Source organism: Sphingomonas vulcanisoli (genome assembly GCF_011761305.1).
Classification (GTDB): domain Bacteria; phylum Pseudomonadota; class Alphaproteobacteria; order Sphingomonadales; family Sphingomonadaceae; genus Sphingomonas_I; species Sphingomonas_I vulcanisoli.
Genome location: NZ_JAAOZC010000002.1, coordinates 415,346 through 430,234 on the forward strand (window position 1 = coordinate 415,346; position 14,889 = coordinate 430,234).

A 14,889-nucleotide genomic window follows, 5' to 3' on the forward strand; every position below is an offset into this window, starting at 1 on the left:
GCTCAATCCGGCACCTCACCATTGCTGTCCGCCTCGGGCGCCTCCTGCTGCGGCGTCGGCGAGCTGTCGTGATCGGCATTCCAGCGTTCGGCCTGTGCGGCCATGCGGGTGCGGATATCGCCGCCCCAGCCCTGCTCCAGCGCCGCCAGCGTCGTCTGGGCGCGATCTGGCGCGTAGAGGAAGGTCATGATGTCCCGCGCCACCTGCGCTGCGGCGGCGCCATGCGCGCCATGCTCCAGGCTGACGGCGATGGCATAGCGCGGCTCCAGCGCGGGCGCGAAGCCGATGAAATGGCCGTGATCGCGATATTTCCACGGCTGGAGCATGGTGTTGGTGCGGCCCGCGGCGCGATCGGCCATGGTGATCCGGCGGACCTGCGCGCTGCCGGTCTTGCCCGCCATCTCGACGCCCGGCACCTGCAGCCGGGCGCTGCCCGCGGTGCCCGCGCCGCCGCTGTTGATCACGTCGCGCATCGCGGCATGGACCAGTGCCAATTGCTCATCGGTGAGGCCGAGGCCGCCGCCCTGCGGGCCGTAGCGGCGGTTGGCGATCAAGCGCGGCTCCAGCGCCTTGCCGCTGGCGATACGGCTGGCCATCACGGCCAGCTCCAGCGGCTTGATCAGGAAGTAGCCCTGGCCAATCGAAGCGTTGACCGTATCCGCCTGCGTCCAGGGATGCTTGTAGCGCGCCAGCTTCCACGCACTGTCCGGCACCAGCCCGGACCGCTGCCCGGTCAGCGGCAGCGGATAATGCTGCGCCAGGCCCATCGCGCGCGCCATCGGCGCCAGCCGATCGATGCCGAGCCGGCGCCCCATTGTCCAGAAATAGACGTCGCAGCTTTGCTGGATCGCGCGGTGCATATCGATCGGGCCATGCCCGCTGTGCCGCCAGCAATGGAACAGGCCGTTGCCAACGCGGAGCACGCCCGAGCAATTGACCCGCTCCTGCGGATCGAAGCCGGCCTGTAGCAGCGCCAGCGCGACCATCGGCTTGACCGTCGAACCCGGCGGATAGAGCGCCTGCACCACCTTGTTCTGCAGCGGCGTATGATCGTCGGCCGAGAGCATCGCATATTCGGCCTTGCTGATGCCGTCGGCAAAGCTCGCCGGATCATAGGCGGGCATCGAGACCATCGCCAGAATATTGCCGTGGACGGTATCGATCACCACTGCCGATCCGCTGTTGGTGCCCAGCCGGCGTGCGGCATATTCCTGCAGCGGCGCATCGATGGTGAGCTTCAGCGTATGGCCCATTTCCTCAGGCCGGGTGGTGAGATCGGCGACGAGCTTGCCGTGTGCGGTCACCTCGGTGCGCTTGGCGCCGGGACGGCCGCGCAGCCACGGCTCCATCACCTTCTCGATCCCCTCCTTGCCGATCTTGAAGCCGGGGGTGATCAGCAGGGGATCATGGGTGCGCTGATAATCCTCGATTGCCGCCGGCCCGACATAGCCGACGAGGTGACCGACCGCCGCGCCGGCAGGATAAGCGCGCGCATAGCCCGATGAGGGTGCGACGCCGGGCAGATCGAGCTGGCGTACGCTGATCGCAGCGAATTTCTCATAGGGCACATCCTCGGCGACGGGCACCGGCTGGTAGCCCGGCGATCGATCGAGCGCGTCCTTGATCCGCTGAACGTCGTCCCGATCGAGATTCAGGATCGCGCGCAGCTCATCGATCACCTGATCGGGATCCTGCAGTCGATCGGGGATCAGATCGACGCGGAAGTTGGTGCGGTTGATCGCAATCGGCAGTCCGTTGCGATCCACAATCCAGCCGCGCCGAGGCGGAATCAGCTGGCTCTGGACGCGATTGCTCTCGGCGAGCTTGTCGTATTTGTCCTTTTGCGCGATCGCGAGCCACGCCATCCGCCCGGCGAGCAACGCGCCAATGCCGAATTGCCCGGCCCCCAGCACCATCGCGCGCCGCGTGAAGCTATAGGCCAATGCCTGCTCGGTGATGATCCGGCTTCGGCCCAGGAGGTTCATCAGCGCGAATTAGCAGCCCGTTCCCCCAGCCGCCAGCGGTCCATCACGGCGACAAGCCGCATTACGCCCGGAAAACAGAGGATCGACAGCAGCAATTGCGGCACGATGAGCCAGATCGGCCCCGCTCCTCCCGCCAGAAAAGCCAAACCCCAGGCGCCGATGACGCAGAAGGCGATCGCGCCGATTGCCAGCCGCCAGCTCAGCCAGACATCGCGCCAGACCACGCGCTGCTCGGCAATCTCGATCGCAAGGAAAGCGATGGTCCACAAAGTCATCGCGGTGCCGAGGGGCGCGCCGCCGATCAGATCGTCGATCAGCCCCAGCGGCAGCGCCATCCATGCGCCCCACATCTCCGGCCGCAGCAACCGCCAGGCGAGCGCCACCAGGAGCCCGAACGGCGGCACTACGGGAACCTGCACGACAATCGGCGTGAGCGCCACCGCAGAGCCCAAAGCGGTCGTCGCGATCGGCACGATCCATAGCCGCGCGGGCATGCGATCGGCCTCATATTCGTAGCCGACGGCCATCAGTGCGCGCCGACCGGGGGCGGGGGTGGCGGCGCCACCGCGACTTCGGGCAGCACCATCGCCACGTCGAGCGTCGCCGGATCGGCGAGGCCGCGCGCGGCGGCGACTTCACCGCTCACCGTGGTGACGACCGCCACGGGCAGGCCTTCGTGGAAGACGCCGCCGGTGCCCGATGTGGCGAGCAGATCGCCGCGGCGGAACGGCTGCGCGCCGATCGTCGTCGCGCGCACGTCGAGCCCGCCATCGCCCCGGCCGACGATCAGCGCCGGCTGGCCGGTGCGCACGACGCGAACAGGCACGGTCGATCCGCCATCGGTGATCAGCTGGACGCGCGCATAGCCATGCCCTGCTTCGGCGATGCGGCCGATCAGGCCGTCTGGGCCGCGCACCGGCTGACCCGCCCGCACGCCCTCACCACTGCCCGCCGCCAGCGTCGCATAGCGCCGCTGCCCGCTGGTGTTGGACCCGACGATCCGCGCGACCACGACCGGCTGGCCGCCATCACCGACGATCTTGAGCAGCCGCCGCAGGCGATGATTGTCGGCACTGTCGATTTGCGCCTGGATGAGCGCGCGGCGTGCCTCGGCAAGTTGGCGCTCCAGCTCCGCATTGTGCGCGCCCGCACGCCAATAATCGCCGATCGTGCCACCCACCCGATCGCCGCCGCGCGCCACCACGCGGGTTGCGGACGAGAAAGGCGCGGTCAGATCGAGCGCCAGTCCGCGAATGCCCTGAAATGCCAGCGGATCGAACCGCGCGACGAGCAACAGCCCGAGCCCAAGGACGATTCCCGCAGCGGCGGCGACATAGCCGAAGAACAGGCTGTTCGATGCGCGGCGGGAAAAGCCGCGGTCGCGGTGGCGGGGTGGCGCCATGCGCGCGCGTCTCTTACCGCTTGCCCTGAGCCTGTCGAAGGGCCGTACTGCCTTGTCCGTCGCCCGGATAAGAAGAACGGTGCTTCGACACGCTCGGCACGAACGGTCTTGGGGTTCGGGCGGGATGCATGGCCCGCCTATCCATCAAGCGGTATGCAGCACGCCGCGGAACATCGGATCTTCGAGCGCGCGCCCCGTACCCAATGCCACGCAGGTCAGCGGATTTTCCGCGATCGTCACCGGCAGGCCCGTCGCCTCGCGCAGCACATCGTCGATCCCTGCCAACAGCGCGCCGCCGCCCGTCACGACAATGCCCTGATCGACGATGTCGGCGGCCAACTCCGGCGCAGTATTCTCCAGCGCCATCCGCACGCCCTCGACGATCGCCGACACCGGCTCGCTCAGCGCCTCGGCGATCTGCGCCTGGGTGATCTCGATCTCCTTGGGCACGCCGTTGACCAGATCGCGGCCCTTGATGTGAATGCGTTCGCCGACGCCATCGGCAGGCATCTTGGCGATGCCATGCTGCTGCTTGATCCGCTCGGCGGTCGCCTCGCCGATCAGCAGATTGTGGTTGCGGCGCACATAGGAGCCGATCGCCTCGTCCATCTTGTCGCCGCCGACGCGGACGCTGGTGGTGTAGGCTAACCCGCGCAGCGAGAGCACCGCCACTTCGGTGGTGCCGCCGCCGATATCGACCACCATCGATCCGATCGCCTCGGTCACCGGCATATCGGCGCCGATTGCCGCCGCCATCGGCTCCTCGATCAGCCACACCTGGCTGGCACCCGCGTTGCTCGCGGCGTCCCGAATCGCGCGGCGCTCGACCTTGGTCGATCCCGAGGGTACGCAGATGATGATCTCGGGCCAGCGCGGAAAGCGGCGCTTGCCGTGGACCTTGTGAATGAAGTGCTTGATCATCTGCTCGGCGACATCGATGTCGGCGATCACGCCGTCACGCAGCGGGCGGATGACCTCCATATTCTCCGGCGTCTTGCCCATCATCATCTTGGCATCGTCGCCCACCGCGCGGACCTTCTTGACGCCGTTGACGGTCTCGATCGCCACCACCGATGGTTCATCGAGCACGATGCCGCGCCCCCGCACGTAGACGAGCGTGTTGGCGGTGCCGAGGTCGATCGCCATGTCGTGCGACATGAATTTGAGCCAGCGAAACAAGGGGCAAATTCCATTACATGAAGAGCGTTGCGCCGCCACGCCGGAAACGGTGGATAAGGGCGTGTCACCGGGTCGCGGAAGCCCTGCGATTGGGCTAGACGGGGGCTACATGTCAATACGCCGGCTCCCCGAGCATCTTGTCAACCGCATCGCCGCGGGCGAGGTGGTCGAGCGCCCGGCGAGCGCGCTCAAGGAACTGGTCGAGAATGCGATCGACGCGGGGGCGGCGACCATCCTGATCCGTCTTTCCGAAGGGGGAATCGCCGGCATCGAGGTGATCGACGACGGCTGCGGGATGAGCCCGCCCGATATGGCGCTGGCACTGGAACGGCACGCCACCTCCAAGCTGCCCGACGATGCCATCGATGCGGTCGAGACGCTCGGTTTTCGGGGCGAAGCGCTGCCCTCGATCGCCAGCGTCGCGCGGCTGACGATCGAAAGCCGGGCTCGGGGGGCGGAGGGCTGGCGGCGGACGGTGGATAATGGCCAGCTGATCGAGGAAGGCCCCGCCGCGTTGCCGCCTGGCACGCGGATCAAGGTGGAAAGCCTGTTCGCCCGCGTCCCCGCCCGCCAGAAATTCCTCCGCAGCCCGCGCGCCGAATTCGGGGCGTGCATGGATGTGGTCAAGCGGCTGGCGATGGCGCGGCCCGAGATCGGCTTCACGCTGGAGCATGACGGCCGCCGCAGCCTCGCGGTTCAGCCCGAGAGCCAGGCGGCGCGGGTGGCGGCGCTGACGGACCGTGAGCTGGTGCGCAATTCTGTCGCGATCGATCATTTGCGGGGCGAGGTGCGGCTCGGCGGCGTCGCGGGTTTGCCGACGTTCAGCCGGGGCGTTGCCGATCATCAGTTCCTGTTCGTCAACGGTCGGCCGGTGAAGGATCGGCTGCTGATCGGTTCGGTGCGCGCGGCCTATCAGGATCTGCTGGCGCGCGATCGCCATCCGATCGTGGCCTTGTTCGTGGATCTGCCGACCAGCGAGGTGGACGTTAACGTGCATCCGGCGAAGACCGAGGTGCGGTTCAGGGAGCCTGCGCTGGTGCGGGGGTTGATCGTTGGCGGGTTGCGAGCCGCGCTGGATGCGGCGGGCCATAGAAGTGCCCAGCCGGTCAGCGCGGGCGCGCTAGGAGCGTGGCAACAAAGCCCCTTCCCTTTAGGAGTGCCGGGTCGGTCAGGCTCCCAGCCTGACCTGAATAGCCCGGGGGGCTATTCACCCGGCGCTGGGTTAGGGTGGGGGAGTCTACGCCCCGTACCGAACTACCCCGCCTATTCACCGGCGTCCCCCAACCCCTCCCTTGAAGCGGAGGGGCTTCAAGGTTCAGTCTGGGACCGCGTCACGGCTTTCGCGCTTCCCTCAGGCCGCGCCTCCCCCGCCCATGAAACGCCCAGCCCCCAGCACCCGCTCGGCATCGCCCGCGGCCAGATCGCCAATACCTATATCGTCGCTGAGGCCTCCGATGGTCTCGTCCTCGTCGATCAGCACGCCGCGCACGAACGCCTCGTCCTCGAACGCATGCGCCGCGCAATGGCGGATGGTGGGGTAAAGACGCAGGCGTTGCTCCTCCCCGAAGTCGTCGAGCTGGAAGAGACCGCCTGCGATCGCCTCGAAACCCGCGCCCCCGAACTCGCTGAAATGGGCCTCGAGCTCGAACGCTTTGGGCCGCGCGCGATGCTCATCCGCGCCGTGCCCGCGCTACTCGGCCAAAGTGAGGTTCAGGGCCTCGTCACCGATCTCGCTGACGAGCTCGCCGCCTATGACGAGGCGCTAAGCCTCAGGGAACGCCTCGATCATGTCGCCGCGACCATGGCCTGTCATGGCTCGGTCCGCGCCGGCCGCACGCTCTCGGTGCCCGAGATGAACGCTCTACTCCGCGAAATGGAGGTCACCCCGCACTCCGGCCAATGCAATCACGGCCGCCCCACCTGGATCAAACTCGCCCACACCGACATCGAGAAACTGTTCGGACGGAAGTAGTTAGCAGCAGAGACGAAGCCGCTGATGCGGAGCATGTGAGACCACGTCGCACGATCGGGATCTCGCTCTGCGCTCGTTTGAAGAGCTATGCGAAGGTAACACGAGGATGCTTGCGCCGCAGAGCGCCACCCATCATTCCGAACCCACCGATAACCATCGCCCAGGTGGGCGCTTCGGGCACAGCCGCGGCCGCTGATGTAAAGGTTGGCGCCGTCTGATTATTTGCAATCGCAAACTCCAAGTCGTTTTTATTGAAATAATCGAGTCCATTGAACCCGTTGGTACTTAGATCAACATACGTCTGCCCGAAAGAATTGATAAAAGAAGAGCCGAACGCTGCCGAGGAGACGGTGCCATTCTCCGTAACGGTGAAACTGTTGGTTTGCGCGGTAAGGGCATAATTGCGGCTTGGCGTAAGGAGAATATGAGAATTGGTCGAGGTCAGTATGAACACGCTGCTTGCCGCGACATTCGTTCCGAAGGTGTTGAACACGAGTTGCCCGGTGACCGTGCCCGGAGCGCCCGAGTCGCCCGAAAAGCTGAAATTCACTATGATTGCAGCGGCATCCGCCCGTGCCGCGATAGCGCACACGCTCAAGGCGGCCAGCATCGCCGACTTTTCGAAACCCTTTTTCACGCATTCCCCCTAAAGCAAAGATGATCGCTGCCCCCGCGGCGCATCTGGAATCAGCTATTATCACAGTCCACCTGCTTGTCGATATTTTTATTTCGACTATTCGTAGTTTTTGATGGCAAGTGGGCGATCATTTTGATATATATAGCGTCATTTCTTTCCCGTTATGGTGGGACACCACGCCAGGTGGGCGGCGGGCAATGCCATTAGACGCCAAAACGGCGGCCCGGCACTCGCCGAACCGCCGTCCAGGCATCAACAATGAGACTATTCGTCGCGCGTGTTGAACCCCCCGGCGAGATTGCCTGCCGAACCGAAGTCGGTCTGGCCGCCTTGTGCGCCCATGCCGCCCGAGTGGCTGGCGGCATTATCGTCTACAGCGTTGCCGAAACTCTTGCGCTTCTCATATTCAATCCGCTGCGCCTCGGTCATCGCTTCCACCGCCTCTGGCAGCTCCTGATTGATGCCGCCCTGGCGGAAAAGCCGCTCGTCAGGCTCGCCGAACGACCCGGGCGCGCGGCCCTCGGCCTTATCAAGATCGAGTGCCTGATTGTCGGTAGGAAGATCGCTGTCAGCCATGATGGACTCCTCTCAAAAGCAACGGAAACATTGGGATCGGTCAACGAGCGGCGCGCTTCGCCCGTTCCCTCGGACTTGCGTCCGGCCATGGGATCGCCCAGGGGCTGCGGCCAGTTCCGTGGAGGCGCCCATGTTCCGCAAGCTCGATGATATGATCTCGGTCGCTGGCCAGATCACGCCTGCCGATGTCGCGGACGCCGCGGCGCAGGGTTTCACGACGATCATCAACAATCGGCCCGAAGGCGAATCGCCCGATCAGCCGCGGGGCGCGGAGATCGCCGCCGCCGCGGCTTCGGCGGGGCTGGGCTATACCGCGATCCCCGTGGATCATTCGGGCTTCAATCAGGGCCAGATCGATGCGATGGCCGCCGCACTCCAGCAAGCGCCGGGGCCGGTGCTCGCCTTCTGCCGATCGGGCACGCGATCGACCTATCTGTGGGCGCTGGCGAGCGCGAAAACCGGCGCTCCGGCGGACGAGCTGGTCGAAAAGGCCGCCGCGCAGGGCTACGATCTGAGCCCGCTGCGATCGATGCTCGGCTAACCGCCCAATGTGCTCCGGCGCAGGCCGGAGCGATGCGGCAAGCGATGCGCCCGACGCTCCGGCCTGCGCCGGAGCAAGGCAGTTCGATGGATCGACTTACGTGCTCGCCGGGCCAATAGGCCCGCAAGCGCGACCGCGCGCCCGGATCGGCCACAGGCCGGGAGGAGAGCCAAGCGGGCGGATGCCCGTGTTGAAGCCCTGCATCATCCGCTGGATCGGCGCTTCCACGGCGGGATCGCCCGCGATGGCGGCGGATGCCGCGAACGATCCCACCAGCGCGCCCAAAATCATCAACAGCTTCATCATCGTCTCCCCTTTGTTGGGCACAGGCTACCAGCCACGCCGTCCGCCGCAAGCGCCGCGCGCGGCTTTGCGCCAGCGCCGCCTTTCTGTAACGATGCCGTCCATGCTGAGATCGATCATCGCCGCCGGTCTACTGCTCGCCGCGCCTGCTCTCTCGCAAAATCTGACGCCGGCCGAGACCGCGCAGGTCGACAAGATCGTCACGGACGGTCTCGCCGCTACCGAAACCCCCGCGGCGGCCATTGCGATCGTGCGCGGCGGTCAGATCGTCTTCGCCAAGACCTATGGCAAGCCGTCCGCGACGATGGCGGCGGGCACGCCGGACACGCCGTTCCAGATCGCCTCCAATTCCAAGCAATTCACCGCCGCCGCGATGCTGTTGCTCGCCGACGAGCATAAGCTCAGCCTGGACGACACCGTCGGCAAATATCTGTCCGGCATCAGCGGCGGCGATACGATCACGATCCGCCAATTGCTCAGCCACACCAGCGGCATCCAGGATTACTGGCCGCAGGATTACAGCTTCGCCGACATGGCGCATCCGGTGACGCCGCAGGCGATCGTCGATCGCTGGGCGAAGAAGCCGCTCGATTTCGCGCCGGGCACGCAGTGGCAATATTCGAACACCGGCTTCGTCGTCGCCGGCATGATCGTCGAGAAGGTCTCAGGAGTGCCGCTGCTCGACTTTCTGAACGCGCGGATTTTCAAACCGCTGGGCATCACCGCCTACGATCAGGATCTGGCCGTGGGGAAGGGCTTTCCGCAAGGCTATGGCCGCGCCGCGCTCGGCCCGGTGCGGGTGGTGGAGCCCGCCGCGCACGGCTGGCTCTACGCCGCCGGCGAGCTTTCCCTGAGCGCGCGCGATTTCGCCAAATGGGACGTGGCGCGGATCAACCGGACCGTCCTGACGCCCGCCGATTGGGCGGCGCAGGAAACCGAGATCAAGCTGAGCGACGGCAAGGGCACTGGCTATGGCCTGGGCGTCGACGTCGGCAGCAAGGATGGCCTGCGCTTCGTGAAGCATGATGGCGAGGCGGTCGGCTTCCTCTCCGAAAACGTCGTTTATCCCGATCAGAAGGCGGCGATCGTGGTGCTGACCAATAGCTGGTCCGGCAACGCCTACACCGCGATCAGCGCCGCGCTGACCAAGCTGCTGGTGCCCGATGCCGCCGACGCCCGCGCGCTGACCCGCGCTCGTCTGCTCTACGATCAATTGCGCCGCGGCACCCTCGATCGCAGCCAGCTTACTTCCAACGCCGCTTATTATTTCACGCAGACCGTGACCGGCGATTACCACGATAGTCTGAGCAAGCTTGGCGACCCCATCGACTTCAAGCAGAGCGGGGAGACCAAGCTGCGCGGCGGCTTCGTCATCCGGGAATATGATATCCGCTATCCTGGCCGCACGCTCGCGCTCAGCACCTTCCTCGAACCCGGCGACACTGGCCGGTTCGAGCAATTCCTCGTCGATCCGAAAGAGCCATGACCGATTTCTCCGCTTTGCTTCAGGCCGATCGCGGCCAGCCCGCGCGTGCGGTCCACCGCGTCACCAAGGCGGGGTTCGGCGATTGGCTGAAGGATCAGCCGGGCAGCGTCCGTGCCCTGCTCGCCGCCGCCAGGTTCGAGGGCGAGGCGGGCACGCATGCCATCCTGCCCGGCAAGGGCGCGGAGGATTGGGCGGTGGTGGCGGGGACCGAGGAGGTGCTCGGCCCCTGGTCGCTCGCCGGGCTTGCCGGGAAACTGCCCGAGGGCAGCTATCGGCTGGCCGAGGGCGCGCCGGGGGATGGCGCGTTGGGCTGGCTGCTCGCGCAACACCGCTTCGATCGCTACCGCCGGGAGCCCAAGCCCAACCCGCCGCGCATCCTGCTGACCGACGAGGCCGCCCGGATCGACGAGACCGTGCGGATCGCGCGCGCGGTCGCGCTGGTCCGCGATCTGGTCGATACGCCGAGCGCCGATCTCGGCCCGGTCGAGCTGTATCGGATCGTCGAACAGATCGGCGCTGCTGAGAGCGCGACCGTCCGCAGCACGCAGGGCGAGGATTTGGCCGAGGGCTATCCGATGATCCACGCGGTCGGCCGCGCCGCCGCGCACCATCGCCAGCCGCGGCTGATCGAGCTGGAATGGGGCAATCCCAAGCATCCGCGCATCGCGATCGTCGGCAAGGGTATCTGCTTCGATTCGGGCGGACTCGATATCAAGCCTTCGTCGGGCATGCTGCTGATGAAGAAGGATATGGGCGGTGCCGCGCATGCGCTGGCATTGGCGCAATTGGTTATGAGTGCGCGGCTGCCGGTGCGGCTGCATCTGCTGATTCCGGCGGCCGAGAATGCCATCTCCGCCGATGCCTTCCGCCCCGGCGACGTGCTGGCGAGCCGCAAGGGGCTGCATGTCGAGATCGGCAACACCGATGCCGAAGGGCGGCTGGTGCTCGGTGATGCGCTGACCCGGGCGTGCGAGGAGGAGGCGCTGGCGCTGATCCTCGATTTCGCGACCCTGACCGGCGCCGCGCGCGTCGCGCTCGGCCCCGATCTGCCCGCTTTGTTCGCCAACGACGATGCGCTGGCCGACGATCTGGCGAAAGCGGGCTCTGCTGCCGGCGATCCGCTTTGGCGGCTGCCGCTATGGCAGCCCTATGCCGATATGCTCAAATCGGAGCTGGCCGACGTCAATAACTCCGGCACGGGCGGCTTCGCGGGATCGATCACCGCCGCACTTTTTCTCGAAAAGTTCGTCGCGCCGGGCATAGCCTGGGCGCACCTGGATACCTTCGCATGGAACCCCGCCGGCAAGCCCGGCCGGCCCAAAGGCGGCGAGGCATTGGGCCTCCGCGCCGCCTGGGCGATGCTCAAAACGCGCTACGGACCAGCCTGACGGCGCAAATTGAATCGCCCCGGATGAATCGGGGATGAAACGATCCGGCCTCTTCTGTGTTCTCTTATCCGTCGGGGGATGTGAGAGAGGTTCGGGAGCGTTCTCCTATGTTGCACGATACGACGCTCTCCGGCTGGATGTCGACGCTCGTAGGCTACGTGCGTTCAGGCCGGCCGGATTTGACCAATCGCCAGATGGCGCTGCTTTTGCTCGTCTATCTCACCAGCGGACCGCATACGGTACGCGGCCTGGCGCAATCGCTGGGCGTTTCCAAACCGGTGGTCACGCGCGCCTTGAATACCCTGGGCGCGCTCGGCTATCTCAAACGCGAACGCGACGAGACGGATCGCCGCAATATCTTCATCGCGCACACCGATATGGGAGCGAAATTCCTTGAAGGCTTCGGTGAGCTGATCGATGGCGACGACCACCCAACAGGGGCCCACCTCAAGCGCGCCATGGCCTGAGCATTTCCGGCTGACGGGGCCGAGCCAGCGCCCAGATCCACGTACTCACGCTTATCGCCGGGACATTGCCGATGTCGCGTTGGCGGGCATGCTTTTTGCGCCCCATTTCGCCCGCGCGGTCGAATGCCATGTGGCGAGCGATTCGGTTATGGTTCTGAGCGAGCCGAGTGCCGAGGCGCGGGCGGTATCGCAATTGCTGCGCGGCGAAGGCTTCGCGCTGCTCGATCTTTCCGGCGACTGGGCCTGGGGTCGCTGCCTGCATGACGATTATGTCGGCTATATCCCCCGCGCCACGCTCGATGCGATCGCCGAACCCACCTTCCGGGTTTGCGCGCCGAGCGCGCTGGTTTTCGCGGGCCCCGACATCAAGACGCCGATCGTCGGCCAATGGCCGCTCGGAACGCGCTTTAGCGGCGCGATCGAAGGCACGTTCATCGCCACCGAGAACGGCTACGTCCACGCGCGCCATGCCGAACCCCTACAAGCCAAGGCCGATGATTTCGTGGCGGTTGCGGAGCGGCTGATCGGCCAGCCCTATCGCTGGGGTGGGCGCGGCGCAGGGGGCATTGACTGCTCCGGGCTGGTTCAGGTGGCGCTGGGCTTCTCGGGCGTCGCGACGCCGCGCGACAGCGATCAGCAGCGCGCGCTCGGTGAGGAACTGGCCGCCGATGCGCCGCTTCGGCGCGGCGACCTCATCTTCTTCCCCGGCCATGTCGGCATCATGACCGATGCAGCGACGCTGCTGCACGCCAACGCCTTCTGGATGGCAGTCACCAGGGAGCCGCTGGCCGACGTCGTCACGCGGCTGCTTCCGGACTATGCGGAGCCGATTCTCGCGCGTAGGCGGCTCGCATGACCAAGGTGTTCATCGATGGCGGCGCCGGCACCACCGGGCTGGAAATCCGCGAGCGGCTGGCGGGACGCGGCGACATAACGCTCATCCAGCTGCCCGAAGAGCGGCGCAAGGACGCAGCCGCGCGCGCCGAGGCGCTCAACGCCGCCGATGTCGTCATCCTCTGCCTGCCCGATGACGCGGCGCGCGAGGCGGTGGCGCTGATCGAGAACGATCATACCCGGGTGATCGACGCCTCCACCGCGCACCGCACCGCGCCGGGCTGGGTTTACGGTTTTCCCGAGCTGGAGCCGGGCGGGCGTGAGGCGGTCAGCAGCGCCCGGCGGGTCTCGAACCCCGGCTGCTATCCCACCGGCTTCCTCGCGCTGGTGCGGCCGGTGGTGCGTGAAGGGCTGCTCCAGCCCGAGGCCTTGCTCTCGGTCAACGCCGTTTCGGGTTACTCGGGCGGTGGCAAAGGGCTGATCGCGCGCTACGAAGACAAAGAGGATCCCGATCATACCGAGACCGCGTTCCGCGCCTATGGCCTCGGCCTCGGCCACAAGCATGTCATGGAAATGCAGGCGCATTCCGGTCTCGCGCATGCGCCGATCTTCTTCCCCTCGGTGGTGAATACCTATCGGGGAATGATCACGGAAGTGCCGATCCACCTGTCGCAGGCAGGCGGCAGCGTTGCCGCGCTGCGCGATTGCCTGATCGCCGCTTACGAGGGTGCGACGACCGTGACGGTCAATGCGGACACGCACGCCGAGCTGTTCGTCGAACGGCAGGCGGGCACCGATCGGCTGGAGCTGTTCGTGTTCGGCGACGATCGCCATGGCCAAGCCCGGCTGATCGCGGCGCTCGACAATCTCGGCAAGGGCGCCGCCGGCGCGGCGGTGCAGAGCCTCAACCTGATGGCGGGCCTGCCCGAGAATGCGGGGCTGCGGCTTTAGTCGGTGCCCATCCAGACGATGAAGCTGAGGAACAGCGACAGCGTGATCGACGTAATGATCAGCAGCGCCAACGTCCGCCATGCGGCACCGAACCACCCGAGCAGGTAGGCGCCCTTGAGCTGCCGATACATGTGGACCGGCGGCACGAATATGGCGGTGAGCGCGATAAGCGCACTCGGCACGCCGATCGCGCCCGCCAGCACCAGCACGACCACCCCAAGACTCATGAAGCTCAGCGAATAGATCGAAAAGATGGCGTGATCGTAAAGCCCGACATCGCGGCGGAGGCAAAACAGCAGCCAGATGAAGGGCAGCGAGATCGGAATCAGCGCCCAGCTATATTTATAGCCATAGCTCTTGAGCTTGTAGGCGGCGAGCTCGGGGTTCCTGGCGGCGTGGCTGACCAGTCGATCGAACCAGCCGAGGCCGGTATCGAACCCATTCTGAGATAGCCGCTCGCGGGAGATATCGACCTCCTTATCATGGCCATCCGTCGTATGAACGACTGCCCGGGCTTTCCGGGGAATCTGCAGCGCCGACAGATCCTGCTGCGCGGAGGCGATCTTGGCATCGATTCCGGCGCGGGATCCGCCGGCCGCGGGCAATGCCGCACGCGCGGCCTGAAGCGCCGCGATCCTGGTTTGGAGATTGCTGCGCTCGACAGCGAGCTGGGACGAGCTCGTCACCTTGGTCCGGAGCGACTCACCAGGATCCACCCCGATATTCGAGACGACCGCGAACATCAGGAAGACCGAGAACAGGAACAGCGCCATCGGCGAAACGAACTTGGCCCGCTCGCCATGGACATAGCGCCGCGTCAGCTCGCCCGGCTGCCGGCCGAGCATCGGCAGCGTCTTCCAGATCTTGCCTTCGAAGTGGAAGACGCCATGCGAGATATCGTGAACCAGCGCGCCCAGCGAGCGGTGGACATGCCCCGCCTGGCCGCAGGCATGGCAATATTCGCCGACGCGCATCGTGCCGCAATTGGCGCAAGGCTCGTTGAGAGGGTGGCCCACCGCGGGCTGGCCGCTCCGCGCACGGTCGATTTCGCGTGCCAGCAACCCCGCCGCCGCCATGTCTCCCAAGCTTTCCCCACTCTCGCCCATTGCGGCGCACCATGACGCGCCCGAAATGCTCCGTCGAGAGGGAAGCTGAATCGGTACGGGTC

At 66.1% G+C, this 14,889-nt stretch carries 15 protein-coding genes; 7 read left to right on the forward strand and 8 right to left on the reverse strand.

All coding sequences use genetic code 11. From position 1 onward, the window contains the following. Positions 1–2: 2 nt before the first annotated feature. The 4 genes from mrdA to FHS31_RS06120 form a co-directional block, all read right to left on the reverse strand. A complete protein-coding gene (mrdA, locus tag FHS31_RS06105; protein WP_208408576.1) occupies positions 3–1,985 on the reverse strand; it encodes a penicillin-binding protein 2 in 1,983 nt (660 codons plus the stop codon). Further along, positions 1,985–2,512: a rod shape-determining protein MreD gene (locus tag FHS31_RS06110; protein WP_167072471.1), complete on the reverse strand. Its 528-nt coding sequence runs from the start codon at positions 2,510–2,512 to the stop codon at positions 1,985–1,987. The genes mrdA and FHS31_RS06110 overlap by 1 nt, the downstream gene beginning before the upstream one ends. After that, a complete protein-coding gene (mreC, locus tag FHS31_RS06115) occupies positions 2,512–3,387 on the reverse strand; it encodes a rod shape-determining protein MreC (RefSeq protein ID WP_167072472.1) in 876 nt (291 codons plus the stop codon). The genes FHS31_RS06110 and mreC overlap by 1 nt, the downstream gene beginning before the upstream one ends. A 144-nt stretch (positions 3,388–3,531) precedes the next feature. Next, on the reverse strand, positions 3,532–4,545 hold the full coding sequence (locus tag FHS31_RS06120) for a rod shape-determining protein (RefSeq protein WP_167072589.1): 1,014 nt from the start codon (positions 4,543–4,545) through the stop codon (positions 3,532–3,534). Positions 4,546–4,675: 130 nt separating this feature from the next. On the opposite strand from FHS31_RS06120, the gene mutL reads away from it, so the two are divergent. Continuing rightward, positions 4,676–6,538, forward strand: a complete 1,863-nt coding sequence (gene mutL, locus FHS31_RS06125) for a DNA mismatch repair endonuclease MutL (protein ID WP_167072473.1) — start codon at positions 4,676–4,678, stop codon at positions 6,536–6,538. An 85-nt stretch (positions 6,539–6,623) separates the two neighbouring features. Here the strand turns inward: mutL and FHS31_RS06130 are convergent, their stop codons facing one another. Continuing rightward, the gene (locus FHS31_RS06130) at positions 6,624–7,175 is read right to left on the reverse strand and encodes a PEPxxWA-CTERM sorting domain-containing protein (RefSeq protein ID WP_341786296.1); all 552 of its coding nucleotides are present in this window, start codon (positions 7,173–7,175) and stop codon (positions 6,624–6,626) included. 264 nt (positions 7,176–7,439) lie between these two features. Next, on the reverse strand, positions 7,440–7,751 hold the full coding sequence (locus tag FHS31_RS06135) for a hypothetical protein (RefSeq protein ID WP_167072474.1): 312 nt from the start codon (positions 7,749–7,751) through the stop codon (positions 7,440–7,442). A 130-nt stretch (positions 7,752–7,881) separates the two neighbouring features. Between FHS31_RS06135 and FHS31_RS06140 the strand changes: the two genes are divergently transcribed. Next, a complete protein-coding gene (locus FHS31_RS06140) occupies positions 7,882–8,292 on the forward strand; it encodes a protein tyrosine phosphatase family protein (RefSeq protein ID WP_167072475.1) in 411 nt (136 codons plus the stop codon). A 96-nt stretch (positions 8,293–8,388) separates the two neighbouring features. On the opposite strand, the gene FHS31_RS06145 is transcribed toward FHS31_RS06140, so the two are convergent. Beyond that, positions 8,389–8,598: a hypothetical protein gene (locus tag FHS31_RS06145; RefSeq protein ID WP_167072476.1), complete on the reverse strand. Its 210-nt coding sequence runs from the start codon at positions 8,596–8,598 to the stop codon at positions 8,389–8,391. 100 nt (positions 8,599–8,698) lie between these two features. On the opposite strand from FHS31_RS06145, the gene FHS31_RS06150 reads away from it, so the two are divergent. From FHS31_RS06150 to argC, 5 genes are all read left to right on the forward strand, one after another. After that, positions 8,699–10,081 carry a serine hydrolase domain-containing protein gene (locus tag FHS31_RS06150; RefSeq protein WP_167072477.1) on the forward strand — a complete coding sequence of 461 codons (1,383 nt, stop codon included), beginning with the start codon at positions 8,699–8,701 and terminating at the stop codon, positions 10,079–10,081. After that, positions 10,078–11,469: a leucyl aminopeptidase family protein gene (locus FHS31_RS06155; RefSeq protein ID WP_167072478.1), complete on the forward strand. Its 1,392-nt coding sequence runs from the start codon at positions 10,078–10,080 to the stop codon at positions 11,467–11,469. The genes FHS31_RS06150 and FHS31_RS06155 overlap by 4 nt, the downstream gene beginning before the upstream one ends. A 137-nt stretch (positions 11,470–11,606) precedes the next feature. Further along, complete coding sequence (locus tag FHS31_RS06160) at positions 11,607–11,936, forward strand: MarR family transcriptional regulator (protein ID WP_208408600.1); 330 nt, start codon at positions 11,607–11,609, stop codon at positions 11,934–11,936. Next, positions 11,887–12,792, forward strand: coding sequence for a C40 family peptidase (locus tag FHS31_RS06165; RefSeq protein ID WP_167072480.1), 906 nt, complete (start codon positions 11,887–11,889; stop codon positions 12,790–12,792). The genes FHS31_RS06160 and FHS31_RS06165 overlap by 50 nt, the downstream gene beginning before the upstream one ends. After that, complete coding sequence (gene argC / locus FHS31_RS06170; protein ID WP_167072481.1) at positions 12,789–13,721, forward strand: N-acetyl-gamma-glutamyl-phosphate reductase; 933 nt, start codon at positions 12,789–12,791, stop codon at positions 13,719–13,721. The genes FHS31_RS06165 and argC overlap by 4 nt, the downstream gene beginning before the upstream one ends. On the opposite strand, the gene FHS31_RS06175 is transcribed toward argC, so the two are convergent. Then, positions 13,718–14,827, reverse strand: a complete 1,110-nt coding sequence (locus tag FHS31_RS06175; RefSeq protein WP_243843297.1) for a DUF3667 domain-containing protein — start codon at positions 14,825–14,827, stop codon at positions 13,718–13,720. The genes argC and FHS31_RS06175 overlap by 4 nt on opposite strands. Positions 14,828–14,889 lie beyond the last annotated feature (62 nt).